12 protein-coding genes are annotated in these 19,311 nt (G+C 56.8%); 5 read left to right on the forward strand and 7 right to left on the reverse strand.

Annotated features, from left to right (window positions below; all coding sequences use genetic code 11):
• Window positions 1-21 precede the first annotated feature (21 nt).
• The 7 genes from ACA069_RS22840 to ACA069_RS22870 form a co-directional block, all read right to left on the reverse strand.
• Window positions 22-1,434, reverse strand: a complete 1,413-nt coding sequence (locus ACA069_RS22840) for a glycosyltransferase family 39 protein (RefSeq protein WP_497615277.1) — start codon at window positions 1,432-1,434, stop codon at window positions 22-24.
• Between the two features lie 45 nt (window positions 1,435-1,479).
• Window positions 1,480-2,427, reverse strand: coding sequence for a lysylphosphatidylglycerol synthase transmembrane domain-containing protein (locus tag ACA069_RS22845; protein WP_497615278.1), 948 nt, complete (start codon window positions 2,425-2,427; stop codon window positions 1,480-1,482).
• Window positions 2,424-3,164, reverse strand: a complete 741-nt coding sequence (locus tag ACA069_RS22850) for an SDR family oxidoreductase (protein ID WP_497615279.1) — start codon at window positions 3,162-3,164, stop codon at window positions 2,424-2,426. Before ACA069_RS22850 ends, ACA069_RS22845 begins: the two co-directional genes overlap by 4 nt.
• Complete coding sequence (locus tag ACA069_RS22855) at window positions 3,161-4,477, reverse strand: FAD-binding protein (RefSeq protein ID WP_401266421.1); 1,317 nt, start codon at window positions 4,475-4,477, stop codon at window positions 3,161-3,163. The genes ACA069_RS22850 and ACA069_RS22855 overlap by 4 nt, the downstream gene beginning before the upstream one ends.
• Window positions 4,474-5,943, reverse strand: coding sequence for a UbiA family prenyltransferase (locus tag ACA069_RS22860; RefSeq protein WP_497615280.1), 1,470 nt, complete (start codon window positions 5,941-5,943; stop codon window positions 4,474-4,476). Before ACA069_RS22860 ends, ACA069_RS22855 begins: the two co-directional genes overlap by 4 nt.
• Window positions 5,940-6,302 carry a GtrA family protein gene (locus ACA069_RS22865; protein ID WP_187680211.1) on the reverse strand — a complete coding sequence of 121 codons (363 nt, stop codon included), beginning with the start codon at window positions 6,300-6,302 and terminating at the stop codon, window positions 5,940-5,942. Before ACA069_RS22865 ends, ACA069_RS22860 begins: the two co-directional genes overlap by 4 nt.
• Window positions 6,303-6,499: 197 nt before the next feature.
• Window positions 6,500-7,921, reverse strand: a complete 1,422-nt coding sequence (locus ACA069_RS22870) for an amino acid permease (protein WP_401266415.1) — start codon at window positions 7,919-7,921, stop codon at window positions 6,500-6,502.
• Between the two features lie 624 nt (window positions 7,922-8,545).
• On the opposite strand from ACA069_RS22870, the gene ACA069_RS22875 reads away from it, so the two are divergent.
• The 5 genes from ACA069_RS22875 (at window position 8,546) to ACA069_RS22895 (ending at window position 19,271) form a co-directional block, all read left to right on the forward strand.
• The gene (locus ACA069_RS22875; RefSeq protein WP_497618287.1) at window positions 8,546-9,004 is read left to right on the forward strand and encodes an REP-associated tyrosine transposase; all 459 of its coding nucleotides are present in this window, start codon (window positions 8,546-8,548) and stop codon (window positions 9,002-9,004) included.
• Window positions 9,005-9,279: 275 nt separating this feature from the next.
• Window positions 9,280-9,738, forward strand: coding sequence for an REP-associated tyrosine transposase (locus tag ACA069_RS22880; RefSeq protein ID WP_497618289.1), 459 nt, complete (start codon window positions 9,280-9,282; stop codon window positions 9,736-9,738).
• 278 nt (window positions 9,739-10,016) lie between these two features.
• Window positions 10,017-10,475 (forward strand): REP-associated tyrosine transposase, encoded by a 459-nt coding sequence (locus tag ACA069_RS22885; RefSeq protein ID WP_497618291.1) that lies wholly within the window; start codon window positions 10,017-10,019, stop codon window positions 10,473-10,475.
• Window positions 10,476-10,783: 308 nt separating this feature from the next.
• The gene (locus ACA069_RS22890) at window positions 10,784-13,921 is read left to right on the forward strand and encodes a transglycosylase domain-containing protein (protein WP_497615281.1); all 3,138 of its coding nucleotides are present in this window, start codon (window positions 10,784-10,786) and stop codon (window positions 13,919-13,921) included.
• 202 nt (window positions 13,922-14,123) lie between these two features.
• A complete protein-coding gene (locus ACA069_RS22895; RefSeq protein ID WP_497615282.1) occupies window positions 14,124-19,271 on the forward strand; it encodes an NEL-type E3 ubiquitin ligase domain-containing protein in 5,148 nt (1,715 codons plus the stop codon).
• The last annotated feature ends 40 nt before the right edge of the window (window positions 19,272-19,311 follow it).

Here is a 19,311-nt window from a genome sequence, read left to right on the forward strand (position 1 = left end):
TATGTACGCTCCTCTACGGGCCTATGGTTTCATTGAACGAAACTCCAACAAGCGCACCTCATTCTTTTCTTCCTTGCTGACAAGCACAGCGTTAATCTGCTTTAAAAAAAGCTCATCCAACTCCAAGCTTCGAGTATATGTCGTTTCCAGAAAATAAAATCTCCTCAGACCGCTCAGATCGGACGCATATTTTTTGAAACTTCTAACTTGCACCGGGGATCCTAGCAACTTGAAATAGACCCCAAACTGAATATCATCATTCGAATAAACCGGAACACCATTAGCTTTATTTTTAGCCGACTCGACAATTTCACGCATTTGCATACCTTGGAAGCTTGAGTTCTGCCCCCCCACAAACTTACTGACGCCTTTAAACACTGGCGTTGCAGAAAAGCATAAAAACAACACAAGAACCAATACCTTTACTGCATTATCCTTGATGCCATCGATAGCAAAAGCAATCAACAACAAAACAACCGGCAGTAAAACAATAAAATTTCGAAAAGTTGTCACGGGCGTAAAGTAAACAGAACACACATACGGTACCGCCACACCTAATATCAACCAAAACGCCAGTAGGCGAAAAGATTCTTTTCTTTGCTCACTTATTGTTAGCGACACGAATCCGGCAATGAACATTATTGCTGCCATGGATGCCAAAAATTCATTGCCAAAATAACCAAAAAAAACGTCCAAGAAAAAAGTTTCGTGCGGGGGGAGAATCCAAAAATCCTGCCGAGCAAAGGCCATTTCTGTATAAGAAAGACCTGGGAGGACCGTTAAAACGGTAAAAAATCCTGCCCCCAAAAACCTATAAAAAACATTGAGTGAAACGTCTTTTTTCAGCAACGCATAGAGAACGAAGCACGCTTGAGAAAACACCGCCAAATAACCAAAATAATGGGTATTTATCAACATAGCAGAAATAACAAAATAACCACAAAAATCAATAATTCCTGACTGCCTGACACAACGTATAAAAAACCAAAATAACACAACCGTCAATAACACCAAAAGCGCATAAGAGCGAGTTTCATTAGAGTATCGAATCAAGAAATAATTAATCGCCACAAGCCATGCAAACAGAATACCTACCTGCTCATCAAACAGCTTGCGCCCCAAAAAAAACACGCTCGGAATCAATAACACACCGAGAGCAGCTGACAAATATCGCCCTGCAAACTCCCCAAAACCAAAGCAATGATAATAGACCCATAACAAAATCTGATAAAAGGGGGGATGAACATCACTTAAAGTAGCTCGATAAACATCAACAAAGTCATTATCAGGATCACTGACCGAAACGCTAAAGGCCTCATCAAGCCAGAGGCCTCCAGAATCGATATGACGCAATCGTAAATAAATACCCACTAACATGGCTGCTAATAGAGACATATAAACTGCCGGCAATCTGCTCTCAAGTTTAAACTTCATTCCTTTATTACTCCTGACAGATAGTCACGCAACTGGATCACTCTTTTATATATCGACCTTGATTTTCGACAACGCTACAGCCCCCAACCCCACCGCCAGCCACAACGTCACCAACCGCAACAAAACCGTCGCAGCAATCGCATCAGGCAATGCCACGCCGCCCGATACCAGCAACGCCACCATCACCGCTTCGGCACTGCCCAACCCGCCAGGCATAAAACTCAAGGCACCGGCCAACATGGCAACGGCATAAATGAACATCGCGGACGTCAGAGGCACATCCGCACCCATGGCATTGAGAATCCAGTAAAACGCCAGCGCTTCCAGCCCCCAGGCCAGAACACTCAAAAGCGTCGCGCCAATCTGGCGGCGTGGGGTGTGGCAACTATGGGACTGATGCAACACTTGAACGACATGACGCAACAAACGGGGAAACCAACCGTTCCTTTGATCGACCCGTCGATCAAGAGCACCGACAAGTGCTGGTCGGGATACCAGCAATACGCCGCACACCAACAGCACCAGACAGGCAAAAATCATCGAAAACCATTCGGGATGCGCGCTCAATCCGAACAGGGCCAATGCCACCATTGCCATCAAGTCCGACAGGCGTTCACTGAACAGTGCGGCAAAACTGTGTGGATACGGCACATCCCAACGCTTGAGCAAAACTCCGCGCAACGCCTCGCCTGCCTTGCCGGGGGTGGTGGTCAAGGCGAATCCTGCCAAGTAGATTTTCAGACTTGGCCACCAGGGCAGCGGATGGCGCAAGGCATTGAGGTAGACCTGCCAGCGCAAAAAACGCAGACCGTAACCGAGTAGCACCAGACCGACGATTTGCCCTCCCTCCCCCCAGCCCACCCGACTGAGGGCCGCGTTCACGGCCGGCCACCCGCCCCACAGGGAAACGGCCAGATATGCAAGGGCGGAACAGACCACCGAACCGATCAGAACCCGATAGCGCCACCCGGAGAGCATCAGCGCCTGGCTCATAGATTCAGCCTCTTGAAAATCGGCTGCGGTATGGCCCGAATCAACCCCATGATCCACGCCCAGAATCCGGGCACATAAAGTACCGCCGCCTTGCGCTCGATACCCGCGACGATGCGTTGCGCGACGCTATCCGGTTGCGCCACCAGCAACGCCGGTAGCGCCAGCCCACGGGTCATCGGTGTATCGACAAAACCGGGTTTGATGGTGATCACATGCACACCCGATTTGAACAAGCGCGCGCGCAAGCCTTCGCAAAATGCGGTAACTGCGGCTTTGGCTGCGCCGTACAGATAGTTGGAAGGACGTCCGCGATCCCCGGCCACCGAGGAAATCACCGCCAGAGTGCCGCGATGCTGAGCGGCCATGCGGTTAGCCAACAGCGTCAACAGGGCTATCACCGAACTGCCGTTGTTGGCGAACTCCCTTAAGGCTACCTCAACGCTTTGTTCGCACTCGCGTTGATTCGGCAAGGAGCCATAGGCAATCAGACAGATATCCACCGTCTGCAACGCCGCCATACAGCGCTCGAACATGACGGCGTGCCCGGCGGTATCGCTGACATCCATCTCATAGGGAGTTACCGCTCTAGCACCTCGGGCTTGCAGGTCAGCGCAGGTTTGCTGCAGCTTTTGCCCATCCCTGGCGACGAGAAAAAACTCGCTCCGTTCAGCCGCCCAAAGTCGTGCGCACGCACTGGCGATGGCCGATGTAGCGCCCACAATGAGTATTTTTTTCATCGGATGACTCGCTGCCAGAAACGGGAAATCAGGGCCGGGTCGCGCATTGCTTCCACTTGCTCCCAGGCGGGATAGGCCTGGCGAAAATCGCTGCCGCTCATATGTGCGTCCTTGGCCGGGTACAAACGGCCATGCGCTTCGCGGACGATGGCGTCGAGACGCGGCAGAAGTTTTTTTGTCAGGGCACTGTTCTGGGGGAAATCCAGTGCCAGTGAGATGCCCGGCATTGGAAAGGACAGCAGCCCGGGGGAAGCCATATCGCCACAACGTTTGAGCACCGCGAGAAAGGAGCCGGCACCGCTGCGGGCGATGGACTTGAGCAGTTCGGCCAATGCCGCCTGCGCCACCGCGCTCGGCAAAACACACTGAAACTGCTGGAAGCCTTTGCGTCCGTATATATGGTTCCAGTGCTCGATTCGATCCAATGGATAGAAAAACGGGCTGTAGGCGACCGTCCGAAATTGTCGGGTTGTCGGTTGCCGGTTCCAGTATTGACGGTTGAACAGTTTCAAAGTGAGCGGATTGATCAGCGACACCGGAGGCCGGATCGGCATGTGCAGCGAACGCGGCACTGCGGCCTGAAGCGCACCCGTTTCGCAATGATCCCCGGCGGTAAAGACACCGCGCCCTTGCGCACTGCCACTGGCCAGACAGTCGATCCATGCAACGCTGTATTCGTGCCGGGCATCCATTTCGGCCGACAGGGCAAAAAAGTCATCCAGCCCGTCAAAGCGCACCCGCGTGGTGTCGATCAGGCTGGTCTGGACCTTGCGCAAGCGAAGGTTCACCCAAGTGATGACGCCGGTCAGGCCCAGTCCACCGATTGTGGCGGCGTACCATTGGGGATTCTCCGTTGGCGAACAGACCATGGGCGATTGCTGGGACCGGTGCAGACCGAAACTCACCACCGAATGAGCAAACGTCCCGCACCGGTGATGGTTTTTGCCGTGCACATCATTGGCCACCGCTCCGCCCAGCGTCACATGCCGCGTCCCGGGCGTAACTTGCAAAAACCAGCCGTGCGGGATGGCCAGTTGCAGAATCTCGCCCAGGGTCACCCCGGCCTCGGCGCAGATCTCACCGTTCTCCCAGTCAGCTTCGATGAAGCGACTCAAGGGACGTAACTGCAACACATGATCACTGACGGCCAGACAGCTGTCGCCATAGCTGCGGCCATTGCCGAACGGCAACGTGCTGCCGTGGGCCTCGATCAACTGCTGCCACTGCAGCTCCACGTCAGTTTGCCAGTGGCAGGGATGGCCGGTTTGCGGTGCATCGGGGTAGGCTCCCCAAGAGGTCAGTGCCGGCTTCATGCCGCCACCCAGAAAATCAGCGTAAACACCGCGCCCATCGCCAGACTCAAACGATCGCGCAATGCGAACACCACCGGGTCGTCATTCATTCGGCCGCGATGGGTGAGTAGCCAGATCCGGGTGATCCAGAGCAACAATACGGGGCATGCCAGCCAGATCCATCGAGGATGTGCATAGAGCGCAGTGGTCGCGCTGTCATGGATGTAAAGCGCCAGCACCATGACGGCGAGATAACCGGACGCTGCACCCAATGAAGAGAGCATCGCCAGATCGGCGGGAAAGTAATCGCGGCCACCGGTTTTCCCGGTGATCCCGCTGTGCAGCGCCAGCAACAGTTCGGCATAACGCTTGACCAGCGCCAGACTCAAAAACATGAACATGGAGAAGGCCAGCATCCAGCCCGTCAATTCGAGCTCAAAAGCGGCGCCACCGGCAATGATGCGCAGGGTGTAAAGCAGGGCCAGGGCAATCACGTCGAGCGCCATCAGTCGCTTCAACACCAGTGAATAAACCAGCGTCAGTGCGTAGTAACAGGCGAGCACCGCGACGAATGCCCGAGGCAGGCAAAACCAGGCGCCAGTAAAGGACACCAGCAACAGCAAAGGAAAAACCATCAATCCGGACTTGATCGACAACGATCCACTGGCGAACGGTCGATGGCGCTTGGTCGGATGCTTGCGATCATCGGCAAGATCGAGCAGGTCATTCAGGATGTACACACCCGATGCACACAACCCGAAAAATACGAAAGCCAGCACGCCGTGCCACAGCGGCAGCGGGTTGGCCAGTTGATGGGCGGCGAGCAGAGGGACAAAAATGAGCGCGTTCTTCACCCATTGATGAATGCGCAAGGCTTTGTACCAACTTCTGAAGCTGGTCGTGTCAGAGCGAATCACCTGGACAACGTTGCCCAAGTGCCGAGTGGCATGCTCGACACCCGCTAACGGATTGACCACATAGGCTTGCCTGGCCGAGCGCCATATCGGCAGATCGTCAAACGAATTACCGACGTAGTCGAACCCTCCTTCACCGTACAGCGTGACCAGCACATCACGTTTGTGCATTCCCGACAGGTTGCGCTCAAGGGTGGTCCCCAACACCTCATCGAACACCTTCAGGTGTTCAGCAATGCGTACTGCCAATGAATAATGGCTGGCCGTGGCCAAGACTATTTTCCGGCCGCTTTTGCGTTGCGCCTCAATCATCCAGAGTACGTCGGGATCGTAGGGCAGCGTGGCGACATCGATTTCCGTCGATTGCGCCAATTGCTCTTTCAAATACGCCTTGCCATGACTGAGCCAGGCCAAAGGTTTCAGACATTGCGACGGCTTACTGCGGATAAAGGCCATTGCGCATTCGAACAGCAAATCGGACTTGAGGAGGGTTCCGTCCAGATCGACTACGAAGGGCAGTGAAGTCACGCAAGACTCGGACGTCAGGGGGTAATCCGTCAGTGATACGTTCATGTCTGACGCTCACGAAACAATACAAAACGGAAAAAGCAGTACCCGAACAAGATATTCAGCAACGAAAACGAAGCCACGGTCACTAGCCCGGGAAGATTACGGGCATCAGCAATCACGCCCACGCCGAAACTCACGGCCCCCATCAGGCCAATAAACATCAGGTAGACGAACACCGACGTTTCTCGCTCGAACGTATAAAGCGCATTCACGTAAAACGAGAATGCCGCGGCCACACAGAACGCCGCAAAATTGCTGGCCGCCTGATCAAGGCCAACCGCAGTGCGGAGCACGAAGAATATTTGCCAGTGGATAAGTGCATCGGCCACGCCGATCACGCTCGTTGCGGAAAATCCTTTCATGCCCGTTCCTTGCCGTTGCCACTTGCCGGGCTTTCAAGCTAGGCCAAGGGGATGGGCCGGTCTACTGTCAGAAATTACAGGTAGGCGGTTGATTCCGACCAACGGTCGCGCCTGCTTTACCCGCCCCGCGACCGGGTATCACCCACAAAAAAGCCCCGATCTCTCGACCGGGGCTTTGCTGTTTCAGCCTCTGCAAACTACGAAACCGAACGCACCGCGCCTTGCGCCGCGTTGGTCGGTTGCAGCTTGAACACGTAGAACAACACGGTCAGCAGCACCAGGAACACAGGGCCCACGTACAGGGCAATGCGCGTGTCCGGGAAGTACGCCATCAGGCCGACCACCAGCACCAGGAAAGCCAGGGCAAAGTACGAACTGACCGGGTACAGCCACATCTTGTATTTGAGGCCGGCACGTTCGCTGGCACTCAGGCCTTTGCGGAATTTCAGTTGCGCCAGCAGGATCATCACCCAGGTCCAGATCGCGCCGAAGGTGGCGATCGAGGTTACCCAGACGAAGACTTTTTCCGGCACCAGATAGTTGAGCAGCACACCCAGCAGCAGCGCAAAAATCGACAGCAGCAGCGCACGACGCGGCACACCGTTGTTCGACGTCTTGGCGAAACCGGCCGGGGCCTGACCATTTTGCGCCAGGCTGTAGAGCATGCGCCCGGTGCTGAAAATGCCGCCGTTGCAGGACGACAATGCAGCGGTGATCACCACGAAGTTGATGATGCCGGCGGCCGTCTTGATGCCCAGACGTTCGAAGGTCATCACAAACGGACTGCCCTGGGTGCCGATTTCATTCCACGGGTAGATCGACAGAATCACGAACAAGGCGCCGACGTAAAACAGCAGAATCCGCCAGAACACCGAGCCGATCGCGTTGGGGATGGTCTTCTGCGGGTTCTTCGCCTCACCGGCGGTCAGGCCGATCATTTCGACGCCGAGGTAGGCGAACATGACCATTTGCAGGGACATCAACACGCCCTGAATGCCGTTGGGCATGAACCCGCCGTGGGCCCACAGGTTGGAAATCCCCAGTGCCACGCCATCGTTGCCGAAACCGAAAGCGATAATGCCGACGCCACCAATCACCATGGCAATGATGGTGACGATCTTGATCAGGGCGAACCAGAATTCGAACTCACCGAAGGCTTTCACTGCGATCAGGTTGATCGAGCCCATGCTGACCAGCGCCGCGAGCGCCCAGATCCAGCGTGGTACGTCGGGGAACCAGACGCCCATGTACACGGCCACGGCGGTGATTTCCGCCACGCAGGTCACCAGCCACAGGAACCAATAGTTCCAGCCGGTGAGAAAGCCCGCCAATGGGCCGAGGTAGTCTTGTGCATAGCGACTGAACGAACCGGCCACCGGGTTATGCACGGCCATCTCGCCGAGGGCGCGCATGATCACCAGGATCGCCAGCCCGCCAAGAATGTAGGAGAGCATGATCGCCGGGCCAGCCATTTCGATGGCCTTGGCCGAACCTAAAAACAGACCGACGCCGATACAGGCACCGAGTGCCATCAGGCGAATATGCCGTTCGCCGAGTTCGCGTTTGAGCGGACCGCCCTGAGCGGTTTCGCCGTGAGGCAGGTGATTGCCAACTGGCATAGGGATACAACCTCGTCTTGTTATTGGATATGACCACCGAGTATCGAAGCGTCGGCCGATAGGCCTTGGCTGGCAGGAAACCGCGCCTGCTTCGTGGGCAGACGCGTCTTGCAGGACAAACCTTCAAGATCAGCGGGGCGTGCAGTATAAAAAGCCTTCTGCAGGCGTTTTCACTCTATAAACCACAACATTCAGCGACAACTCTCGGTAAAAGTGGGGTTTTCGGAGAGGCATTAGCTGGTTTACGTAGGAATACTCGCCACAGAAAAAGGCGCCGAGTATTGCACAGCATTGGTGCATCGTCATGCCCTGGGGTTTGGTGGTATTGCTCTGGCAATGGCTCTACCCCGCGGATCTGTCCGGGGTCCCTGTGTGGCGAGGGGATTTATCCCCGATGGCCTGCGCAGCAGGCCCAAATCCAGAGAATGCGGTGTGCCTGAATATATGAAACCTGAGGTTTTGGGGCTGCTTCGCAGCCCATCGGGGATAAATCCCCTCGCCACGGGTACAGACCTTTACCAATCCTTCACACGATAAGGAAAATTCACTCAGCAGTTACAGATCCGGCTTGGATAAGCGAGCTCTAGCCTTAGGTGATCAATGAACCAACACACGGAAGTGAATGTGTCTGCCTATCCAAACTCTCACCGTCTGCGTCTTGGCCGAAGTTCCGAAATTGGGCGCGCGTACTTCATCACTGCGGTGGTACACGAACGCCAGCCCATATTTTCTGATTGGCAAACGGGCCGTCTGCTAGTCGCTCAACTTCGTCAGGCTCACGACGAAGGTCAGGCGGAGTCAATTGCCTGGGTGGTAATGCCTGACCACTTTCATTGGTTGATGCAGTTGCAAACCGGCACGCTGGGCGGGGTGATTGGCGGGATAAAGGCACGCTGCTCTCACGCAGTTAACAAAAAAACCGGACGACGGGGGCCTTTGTGGCAAACCGGCTTTTACGACCGCGCGATTCGCGACGGCGAGGACTTGAAGCCGTTCGCTCGCTATATCGTCGCCAATCCTCTGAGAGCTGGACTGGTGAAGAAAATCGGCGACTACCCACTTTGGGATGCCTGCTGGCTCTAGACCAGACTTGGCTCGGATTATCTGTGGCGAGGGGATTTATCCCCGATGGCCTGCGCAGCAGGCCCAAACACAGAGATTGCGGTTTGTCTGAATAAATCGAGTGTCAGGTTGTGGGGCTGCTTCGCAGCCCATCGGGGATAAATCCCCTCGCCACGGGTACAGACCTTTACCAATCCTTCACACGATAAGGAAAATTCACTCAGCAGTTACAGATCCGGCTTGGATAAGCGAGCTCTAGCCTTAGGAGATCAATGAACCAACACACGGAAGTGAAAGTGCCTGCCTATCCAAACTCCTATCGTCTGCGTCTTGGCCGAAGTTCCGAAATTGGGCGCGCGTACTTCATCACTGCGGTGGTACACGAACGCCAGCCCATATTTTCTGATTGGCAAACGGGCCGTCTGCTAGTCGCTCAACTTCGTCAGGCTCACGACGAAGGTCAGGCGGAGTCAATTGCCTGGGTGGTAATGCCTGACCACTTTCATTGGTTGATGCAGTTGCAAACCGGCACGCTGGGCGGGGTGATTGGCGGGATAAAGGCACGCTGCTCTCACGCAGTTAACAAAAAAACCGGACGACGGGGGCCTTTGTGGCAAACCGGCTTTCACGACCGCGCGATTCGCGACGGCGAGGACTTGAAGCCATTCGCCCGCTATATCGTGGCCAATCCCCTAAGAGCTGGATTGGTAACGAAAATCGGCGATTACCCGCTTTGGGATGCCTGCTGGCTCTAGACCAGACTTGGCTCGGATTATCTGTGGCGAGGGGATTTATCCCCGATGGCCTGCGCAGCAGGCCCAAACCCAGAGAATGCGGTGTGCCTGAATATTTGGGAGATGAGGTTTTTTTGGGGCTGCTTCGCAGCCCATCGGGGATAAATCCCCTCGCCACGGGTACAGACCTTTACCAATCCTTCACACGATAAGGAAAATTCACTCAGCAGTTACAGATCCGGCTTGGATAAGCGAGCTCTAGCCTTAGGAGATCAATGAACCAACACACGGAAGTGAATGTGTCTGCCTATCCAAACTCCTATCGTCTGCGTCTTGGCCGAAGCTCGGAGGTCGGTCGCGCCTACTTCATCACCGCTGTAGTACACGCACGGCAGCGGGTATTTTCTGATTGGCAGACAGGTCGTTTATTAGTCGCCCAACTTCGTCAGGCTCATGACGAAGGCCAAGCAGAGTCAATTGCCTGGGTTGTCATGCCTGACCATTTTCATTGGTTGATGCAATTGCAAACCGGCACGCTGGGCGGGGTGATTGGCGGGATAAAGGCACGCTGCTCTCACGCAGTTAACAAAAAAACCGGACGACGGGGGCCTTTGTGGAAAACCGGCTTTTACGACCGCGCGATTCGCGACGGCGAGGACTTGAAGCCATTCGCCCGCTATATCGTGGCCAATCCCCTAAGAGCTGGACTGGTGAAGAAAATCGGCGACTACCCGCTTTGGGATGCCTGCTGGCTCTAGACCAGACTTGGCTCGGATTATCTGTGGCGAGGGGATTTATCCCCGATGGCCTGCGCAGCAGGCCCAAACACAGAGATTGCGGTTTGTCTGAATAAATCGAGTGTCAGGTTGTGGGGCTGCTTCGCAGCCCATCGGGGATAAATCCCCTCGCCACAGATAAATTCCTCGCCACAGCCCATGACCCCAAAGTCAGATACTTATTTCAGATTTATTCAGCTTCCCAACCTTTCACAATTTTTTCACCACCGCCAACCACCGTCTAAGCTTCAGACAAGTCCGATCAATCTGCGTGAATGGATCAATCGACTATGGGCGCTTTGTGGCAAACCGATTCGAGTAAAGCCGTGGTTCCGACTGAACGTGTGGATGATCAAGCGCCTGTCCCTGAAAAAACCCGCCGCCGCCGGCACGGGTGGAAGGCTTTCTGGTTGTTGCTGCTGATTATCGCGGTGGTGGTGGGGCTTGCCGCGTCCAAAGAGATGCGCACCTCGCGCTTTCAATCCCGTGAGCTCAGCCAATATGCCGCCTCGCTGACCTACAAACTGGAGCCCGGGCCCAGTGAAGCCATTCGCTATCCGGGTAACGGGCCGTTCGATCTGCGGCTGGGTTACAGCGCCCTCGATGAGTTCCTGCCGCGCCTGCTCAAGCGCAATTATGTTGTCACCGAGCAGACACGCTTTTCGCCCGCGCTGCTCAGCTACACCGACAAAGGCCTGTTCGTACCGTATTCCGAGAAGATCCAGGCCGGGCTGTCGATCACCGATTGCCGGGCCGCGCCGCTGTACAAGTACAACTATCCGCAGCAACTGTATGCGAGCTTCGCAACGATTCCGCCGGTAGTGGTCAGCAGCCTGTTGTTCATAGAAAACCGCTTTCTGCTCGATCCCAAACAACCGCTCGCCAATCCGGCGGTGGACTGGCCACGGTTCGGCAAGGCCGCGTGGTCGCAAGTGGCGAAGTTGCTGAACCTGCCCGGGCAATCGGCCGGCGGCAGTACGTTGGCCACGCAATTGGAGAAGTACCGGCATTCGCCTGACGGCCTGACCGTCTCCGGCGCCGAGAAAATCCGCCAGATGATGTCCGCCAGCGTGCGCGCCTATCAGCCCGGCCCGCAAACCCTGGAAGCGCGGCAGAACATCGTGCGCGATTACCTCAACAGCGTGCCGCTGTCGGCAGTGCCGGGGCATGGCGAAGTGCATGGCATGGCCGAAGGCTTGCGGGTCTGGTACGGCAGCGATTTCAACAAGGCCAACGCCCAGTTGAACAGCCCGGCAACGGATGCGAAAACCATGGCCGACAAAGGCCTGGCCCTGCGCGAAATGCTCTCGCTGATGATTGCCCAGCGGCGCCCGTCGCATTACCTGACCAAGGGCCGTGAAGAACTCTCCGACCTCACCGACAGCCACTTGCGCCTGCTCAAGCAAAGCGGCGTGATCGACAGCGCCCTCGCCGATGCTGCGCTCGCCAGCAAGGTCAGCTACCGCGACTGGCAGACTCAGCCGACCCTGCAGCCGATTGAAACCAACAAAGGCATCAGCGCTGCTCGCAGTCGTCTGGCGAGCATGCTCAACCGCCCGTTGTACGATCTCGACCGCCTCGACCTTTCGGCCACCAGTACCCTGCAGGGTGACCTGCAAACTCAGGCCACCGCCTACCTGAAGAAACTCGCCGATCCGGCTTATGCCGGCGAAATCGGCCTGATCGGCGAACGCCTGCTGACGCCGACCAGCACCACGCAGGTGCGCTACAGCTTCACCCTGTTCGAACTGACCCCGGACGGCTCGCGTGTGCGGGTGCAAACCGACAGCACTGACCAGCCGTTCGACATCAACGAAGGCAGCAAACTCGAACTGGGCTCAACGGCGAAAATGCGCGTGCTCACCACGTACCTGCAAATCATCGCTGAACTGCACGACAAGTACGGCGCGATGAGCGTGCCGGAACTGAAAAAAATCGAGGTGCCCGATCAGGATCGCCTCAGCCAGTGGGTTATCGACTATCTGATCCAGAATAAGGATCACGACCTGTCGAAGATGCTCGGCGCCGCACTCGATCGCAAATACTCGGCCAGCCCCGGCGAGGCGTTTTTCACCGGCGGCGGGTTGCACACCTTCAACAACTTTCGCAAGGAAGACAACGGCCGCATACCAACCCTGCGTGATGCCCTGCGTGAATCGATCAACCTGCCGTTCATCCGCCTGATGCGCGACGTGGTGCGCTACGTCACGTATTCCGGCCCCAACAGCAGTGCCGAGTTGCTCAAGGACGACCGCGACCCGCGACGCCAGGAATACCTGGCCAGTTTTGCCGACCGCGAAGGCACCTCGTTCCTGCTCAAGTTCTGGAAAAAATACAAAAACAAGAACACCCAGGCGCGCCTCGACACGTTCCTCGACAGCATGCGTCCGACACCGATCCGCATGGCTGCCGTGCACCGTTATCTGTTGCCGAACGCCAGCCAGGAAGACTTCAACAGCTTCGTGCGCTCGCACCTCAAAGGCGCCAAGGTCACCGAGAAGCTCACCGATGATCGCCTGATCAGGCTCTACGATTCCTACGGCCCGGGCAGCTACGATCTGCCGGATCAAGGCTTCATCGCCAAGGTGCATCCGCTCGATCTGTGGCTGATGGGTTATCTGCTGAACAACCCGGACGCAACATTCACCCAGATCGTCAAAGCGAGCCATTTCGAACGCCAGGAAGTCTACAGCTGGCTGTTCAAGAGCAAACACAAAGGCGCCCGTGACAGTCGCATCCGCACCATGCTCGAGATCGAAGCGTTTCTTGAGATTCACCAGCGCTGGCAAAAAGTCGGTTACCCGTTTGATCACCTGGTGCCATCGCTGGCCACCGCCATCGGCAGCTCCGGCGACCGTCCCGCCGCGCTGGCCGAGTTGATCGGCACCATCCTCAACGATGGCGTGCGGATGCCGACGCTGCGTATCGACAGCCTGCATTTTGCCGCCGACACACCGTATGAAACCCGGCTGGTCAATGACCCCAACGTCGGCAAACGAGTGATGCCGTCCGAAGTCGCCAACGCCATGCGCGAAGCCCTTTCGCAGGTGGTGGACGCCGGTACTGCAAAACGTGTTTCCGGCAGTTTCAAACTGGCTGATGGCAGCCCGCTGGCCATGGGTGGCAAAACGGGAACCGGCGACAACCGGATCGAGGCCATCGGCTCGGGAGGACGCATCCTCAGTTCGAAGTCGATCAACCGCACGGCGACCTTCGTGTTCTTCATCGGCGACCACCATTTCGGCACCCTCACCGCGTTCGTTCCGGGGCGCTCGGCGGAGAACTTCAAATTCACCTCGGCCCTGCCCGTGCAGGTGCTCAAGGGCATGGCGCCGATTCTCACGCCGTATTTGCAACCGGGCAGCGACTCGCAATGTCATCCGATGCAGACACCCGGCGTGGCAGTGGCCGGCATAATAGAGCCTTGAGCGAAGTAACAATTCGTGTCAGGCATTTCTGATACAGGGTGAGGATTTTTCTCGTTGGCGGGTGGTACTTATGTATTTTTCAAATTCGAATTTTCGTCGGGTTAGCCACCCGTAGCGCCCTTTGCTCGCTGATCTTTGAACTTTTGTTTTACCCCCTCGCAGGTAGGCTGATCACTCCTACAACAATCAAGGATGATTGGCCATGTCTGACTCCCCCGTGCCTGCTCACATACCGGACAAAGGGCAGCATTACGAACTCATTGCCAACGCAGTCGATGACCGCTTCAAGGCCGCCACGGTCGGCCGAGGTCTGGCACTCGCAGCGACACCGCTGAACGTCGAACCGTGGTACATCAGCGCGCCAACCGCCTACCTCGAAAAGCTCAGAGCCGCCAATCTCAAAGCATGGGGCTCACAGAACCAGGTTGATCACCTGCTGCAAAAAATCGACCTGAAAACCTTCGCCACTCCCCTGCTCCAGGGTGAGCTGAAAAAACGCTTCGGCATCGAAACCACCCGCAACACCGAAAGCGATACCGACATCGAAAGGATCTGGCTGCGCCTGTACATGCCCAAGGACAACCCCTGGTATGTGCTGAACCTTTCCGACGGAGTCACCGCTCGTAACGTGTCCCTACTGGATGCTGCACTGCACAATTTCGCCAGCCATGAAAAGGTCGCCGCCGGTTCCGACTTCATCAGCAAACCGGATCGGATCGGCAATTTCGACATCCTGCCCATCAAACAGAAAATGAGCATCAGCCAGTTCCAGACACTGTGCCGGGAACTGGACATCGGTGCGCAATACAAAAAACACCTCGAAAGCTATCTATTGCCCGGCGAGCCTGTCGCCGAAGCCGTGCTGAAAAACAAAGTGATCGAAAGTCAGAAAGATGCACTGGCCGTTGCGGCGCAACTGGCATTGCTCACCCAGGACATCGAGTACGACGCCTACAAGATGCTGCTCGAACTGGCCGCCAACCAGACCCGGCTGATGCTCAACGGCAGACGGCTGCAATGCTGTGACCTGTCGATGCTGGGTACGCGATTGACCGGTGTCCTTTTGTTGATGCACCCCGTGCGCGACCGTCGAGGGATCAATCGCCTGATTGTCTATGTCCCGCACGATCCCGATCACCCGCTCAAGGAATACCCGTCGCCACAGGCGTTCAGCGCCGAACTGTCGCGTCAGTTGCGCGAAGACAAAGTCACCGCGTCAACGAAACAGAGCTACCGGCAATTCTTCAGCCAGTTTGTCGACCAGCAACAGCGCGGACACTTCTTCGCCGAGCTTGAGCAACGCTTGTTTATCACTCGATACCACAAGCCTGACGACCACAACGATAAACGGCCACCGTGGCGCAAAGACCCCATACCCACCCCGCGACTGCAACTTGCACACCTGCCGCTGGCACCGGACTACTGGACCCACGCCTACCAACAGAAACTCAACAAGATCCTCAACGATGCCCGCGAACTCGCCGTGTCCACCGCCGACACAGACAGCAAGGCACGCTGGGCCTGGTGGGACAACTTCAAGAAAATCGTGTCGGATATTTTCAACGCCGCTTTGTTGATCGCCACGCCGTTCGTGCCGGGGCTTGGCGAACTGATGATGGCGTACACGGTTTATCAAATCACCACTGATGTCATCGAAGGCCTGGTCGATCTCGCCGAAGGTCTCTGGCAAGAAATGGGCGAACATGTGATCAGTGTGGTGACAAGCTTTATTCAACTGGCTGCGTTCGGCGCAGGCGCTGAAATCGGCAGCGCGTTCAAGCTCAAACTGTCGTCACTGGTGGAAGGCATGAAACCGGTAACGCTGCCCAATGGCAAACCTTCGCTGTGGCATCCGGATCTTGCGCCTTACGAGCAAAAAACACTGACGCTGCCGGCCGCCTCGAAACCCGACAGGCACGGCCTGCATCAGGTGGGCCGCGACACCCTTTTGCCCTTGGAAGGCAAACTCTACAGCGTCGAAAAAGCCTCGACACAACCCACCTCCAGAACTCACCGGATCAAACACCCTTCGCGCCCCAACGCCTACCGGCCGAAGATCGAGCACAACGACCATGGTGCCTGGCGGCATGAAGCCGAAAGCCCGCAGGACTGGTCGGATCAGACCCTGATGCAGCGTTTGGGACACGACGTCGAACGTTTCTCGCCCGCCGAGCTTGAACAGATCCGCATCAGCAGCGGCACCGACACCGACGAATTACGACAGATGCATGATGACAACAGCCCACCGCCACCGCTGCTGGCCGACACCATCAAACGTTTCACCGCCTATGACGATGTTCAGCGATCAGCCACCCTTATTCGCGACGGCCAGCCGCTCGCCTCGGACGCCGTCTGGTTTGAACCGATCACCACCGGCTTGCCGGGATGGCCCCGTGAACGGGCGTTGAGGGTGTACGAACAGGCCGACTTGAGTGGCTATTCGCGCAAGTACGGCAACCCCGGCGCCACAGATGCCAACACCCTGAACATCAGTCACACAGACCTTATCTACGGCAAGTTACCCGAACGCCTCGCCGATTTTCTCGATGACGCCGAGTGCAAGGCCCTGCTCGGTCGTGACGTCGCGCCAGCAGAACGTCCTCAGGCACTGCGTGAGCGTTTGGCCGATGCAGTGCAGGCCCGTCAGGGAGAAGTGGCCAAGCGTCTGTACCAGGCGGGTGAACGATCAAACAAGGCCGATATCCGCGTGGTGCAACAGACATTTCCTGAAATGCCACTGACACTGGCAGAAAAACTCCTGACCGGGGCCAAACCCGCCGAAATGCAGCGTATCGTCGATGAAAACCGCCTGCCCCTGCGGATCAAGGCGCAAGCCCGTGAGTTGAATTTCGAAGCCTCTGCCGCACGTGCCTATGAGGGTTTCTATCGCGACGAGAGCGTCCTGCCAGACACCGAACGACTGGCGCTGAACACCCTCAAGATTCACACCGATACCTTTGCCGATCTGCGCATTGAAGTCCTCGATGGCGTCCATGACGGCCCCTTGCGTTGCAGCGCCGGGGCGGATGACGCCACGCAGGTGCGGCGGCTGATTCGCAATGAACACGGCCAGTACGAGGTAGTGGACGGCAACAACCGACCCTTGCATGACGCCAGCGATTTTTACCAGGCGATGCTTAATGCCCTGCCCGACGGCAAACGTGTGGAACTGGGTAGCAAAGGCACCGATGGTCGCCGACTCAAGGCGTGGATCATGGAAACCACCGCCGCACCCGGCGAACGCAGAACCTTGCTGGCCGAGCCACCCATTCGCACCGTGCCCACGATTGAAACCGAGACACTGGTGCGAGGCTGGCCGTGGTTCTTTGGCGAAAAAACACCGGAAAAAAGGATCAAACAGCTGTATCCAAAAATGAACGACCGAGAGGTGACAACGTTCATCCAGGCGCTCCAGAACAAGGGGGACATTGTCCCTGCTATCGAGCAACTGGAGAACGAACGCAGTACCTTGCGCCAAACCCTGAGCAGTTGGCGAGAAAGTTATTCGGGCGAACTGGACGACTTTGGCGACCGGATCCCGGGAGTATCGAGGGATTTCCTGCAAAACGGCGGGAGACACATCGAAGAGCAACTGCTTGAATGTTTCGAACGCAAAAGCGACATCTTCGGTGAGCGCAGCAACCACCCGGAACAAGGCTATACGCTGGACTTGTCCACCGACCTTTCACAACCCGATCTTGATCGTTGGTGGAACGATCTGCGCCAGCAACCCGGGATGAAAAAATACCTGAACCAGATCACCGCGCTGAAACTCGACAACACACGCTTTTCTGTCGCAGACAAAGGTCTGCTGGATGACTTCGCCCATTTGCGCCAACTGAGCGCCCGTCAATGCGATTTGACCGAGATATCTCCGGCGCTGGGTCGCATGCGTCAGCTCGAAACGCTGGATCTGGCAGACAACAACATCACCGTCATGGCCAACAGCAACAAGCAATTGAGTCGACTCTCCCGCCTGCAAACCCTGATCCTGAGCGGCAACCCACTGCGTCGCCCGCCCGCCGTCGGGCGTCTGTACCGACTGAACCGGCTGGACCTGGCCAACAGCACAATCGAGACTTGGCCGGAGGGCCTGTTCAAAGTGGGTAATGCAGACAGACATCGCTCACGGGGATTCGCCCTGGACATGCGCCAATGCCCGATCAGCAGCCTGCCCGAGGTCACGCCGGGATCCGATCAGGCCTTCATTCTCAGTCGCGCGCGTTTCGACACGGCCCGACTGTCCAACGGCGACCGGATACGTTACGGCGACTATCGCCAGTCGGTAGGTTTCAGCCGCCAGCAAGTCTACTCCCCGGCCGTTGCGGACGAGATAAATCACTGGCGATTGCTACCTCAGGAGCAAGGAACGTTCAGTCCTTCGACGTCTTTCACAAAGTACCGCGAGGAGTCCTGGCAGGATGTGCTGGCAGAGCCCGGCTCCGAAGGTTTGTTCAAGGTCATACGCAAGCAGAGAGACGCCCGGGACTACCAGTCCGACAAGTCGCGTAGACAGTTGACGCAGCGAGTCTGGGAAATGATCGATGCCGCTGCGCTGGACAGCGAACTGCGCGAAGAACTGTTCAAGCACGCCCGGGAGCCGGACAACTGCCGAGAAGGCGGGGCGCAGCTGTTCAACTACATGGGCATGAAGGTATTGGTATCGAAAGCCTATGCGCAGCCGACATCCGCCAAGGTGCTGGACATCGACCTTACGCGGCTCGCACGCAGTGCCGCGCGTCTGGACCGGATAGCGGATGTGGCCGTGGAAGAGGTCAAACGCCAAGAGCAACAGCACCTGATCAACCCTGGGCGAAATGCCGCGCCCGATGAAATCGAAGTGCACATGGCCTACGAGACGGGGCTTGGCAAGCGCCTGGAGTTACCGTGGCAGTCCGAGGGCATGCTCTATCAGCCGCGCTCAGGCGTGACGCAAGTCAAGATCGACGCGGCCTACGATTCAATCATTGCCCGCGAGCAAGGAGACGGGCTGGTGGACGGGATGATCGACTCGTATTCCAATCCGTTCTGGGAACGTCATTTACGTCGAACCCATCCGACGCAATACGAAATCAATGATCGTCTGTTCGAGGAAAAACCGGGGCTGCTCGATGAGTTGCGCAAGGCCCAGGCGGAATGGGCGAACCCGACCCCGCAAACGCAAATGAACCGGCTTCAACGAAAAATGGAAGGCCTGGCCAATCAACTGAACATTCCCCACCGGGAGGTCTTCAGCGGCGACCCCATGAGCGATGCCCGCTATGACCGCTGGATGAAGGACATCGGTTATGCGCGCAACCAGTTGAGCAGAACATTGACCCATCAAGCGTTGGCCCGCGCCGGACTTTGATCGGTGCCGTCAGCCAGCCCCGTTACAGGCTGGCTGACGC

This window comes from Pseudomonas sp. LBUM1652, assembly GCF_059716105.1.

Bases quoted from the DNA above. Each gene is read 5' to 3' on its own strand.
- ACA069_RS22840 (WP_497615277.1), bottom strand. From the start codon at position 1,434: ATGAAGTTTAAACTTGAGAGCAGATTGCCGGCAGTTTATATGTCTCTA.
- ACA069_RS22845 (WP_497615278.1), bottom strand. From the start codon at position 2,427: ATGAGCCAGGCGCTGATGCTCTCCGGGTGGCGCTATCGGGTTCTGATC.
- ACA069_RS22850 (WP_497615279.1), bottom strand. From the start codon at position 3,164: ATGAAAAAAATACTCATTGTGGGCGCTACATCGGCCATCGCCAGTGCG.
- ACA069_RS22855 (WP_401266421.1), bottom strand. From the start codon at position 4,477: ATGAAGCCGGCACTGACCTCTTGGGGAGCCTACCCCGATGCACCGCAA.
- ACA069_RS22860 (WP_497615280.1), bottom strand. From the start codon at position 5,943: ATGAACGTATCACTGACGGATTACCCCCTGACGTCCGAGTCTTGCGTG.
- ACA069_RS22865 (WP_187680211.1), bottom strand. From the start codon at position 6,302: ATGAAAGGATTTTCCGCAACGAGCGTGATCGGCGTGGCCGATGCACTT.
- ACA069_RS22870 (WP_401266415.1), bottom strand. From the start codon at position 7,921: ATGCCAGTTGGCAATCACCTGCCTCACGGCGAAACCGCTCAGGGCGGT.
- ACA069_RS22890 (WP_497615281.1), top strand. From the start codon at position 10,784: ATGGGCGCTTTGTGGCAAACCGATTCGAGTAAAGCCGTGGTTCCGACT.
- ACA069_RS22895 (WP_497615282.1), top strand. From the start codon at position 14,124: ATGTCTGACTCCCCCGTGCCTGCTCACATACCGGACAAAGGGCAGCAT.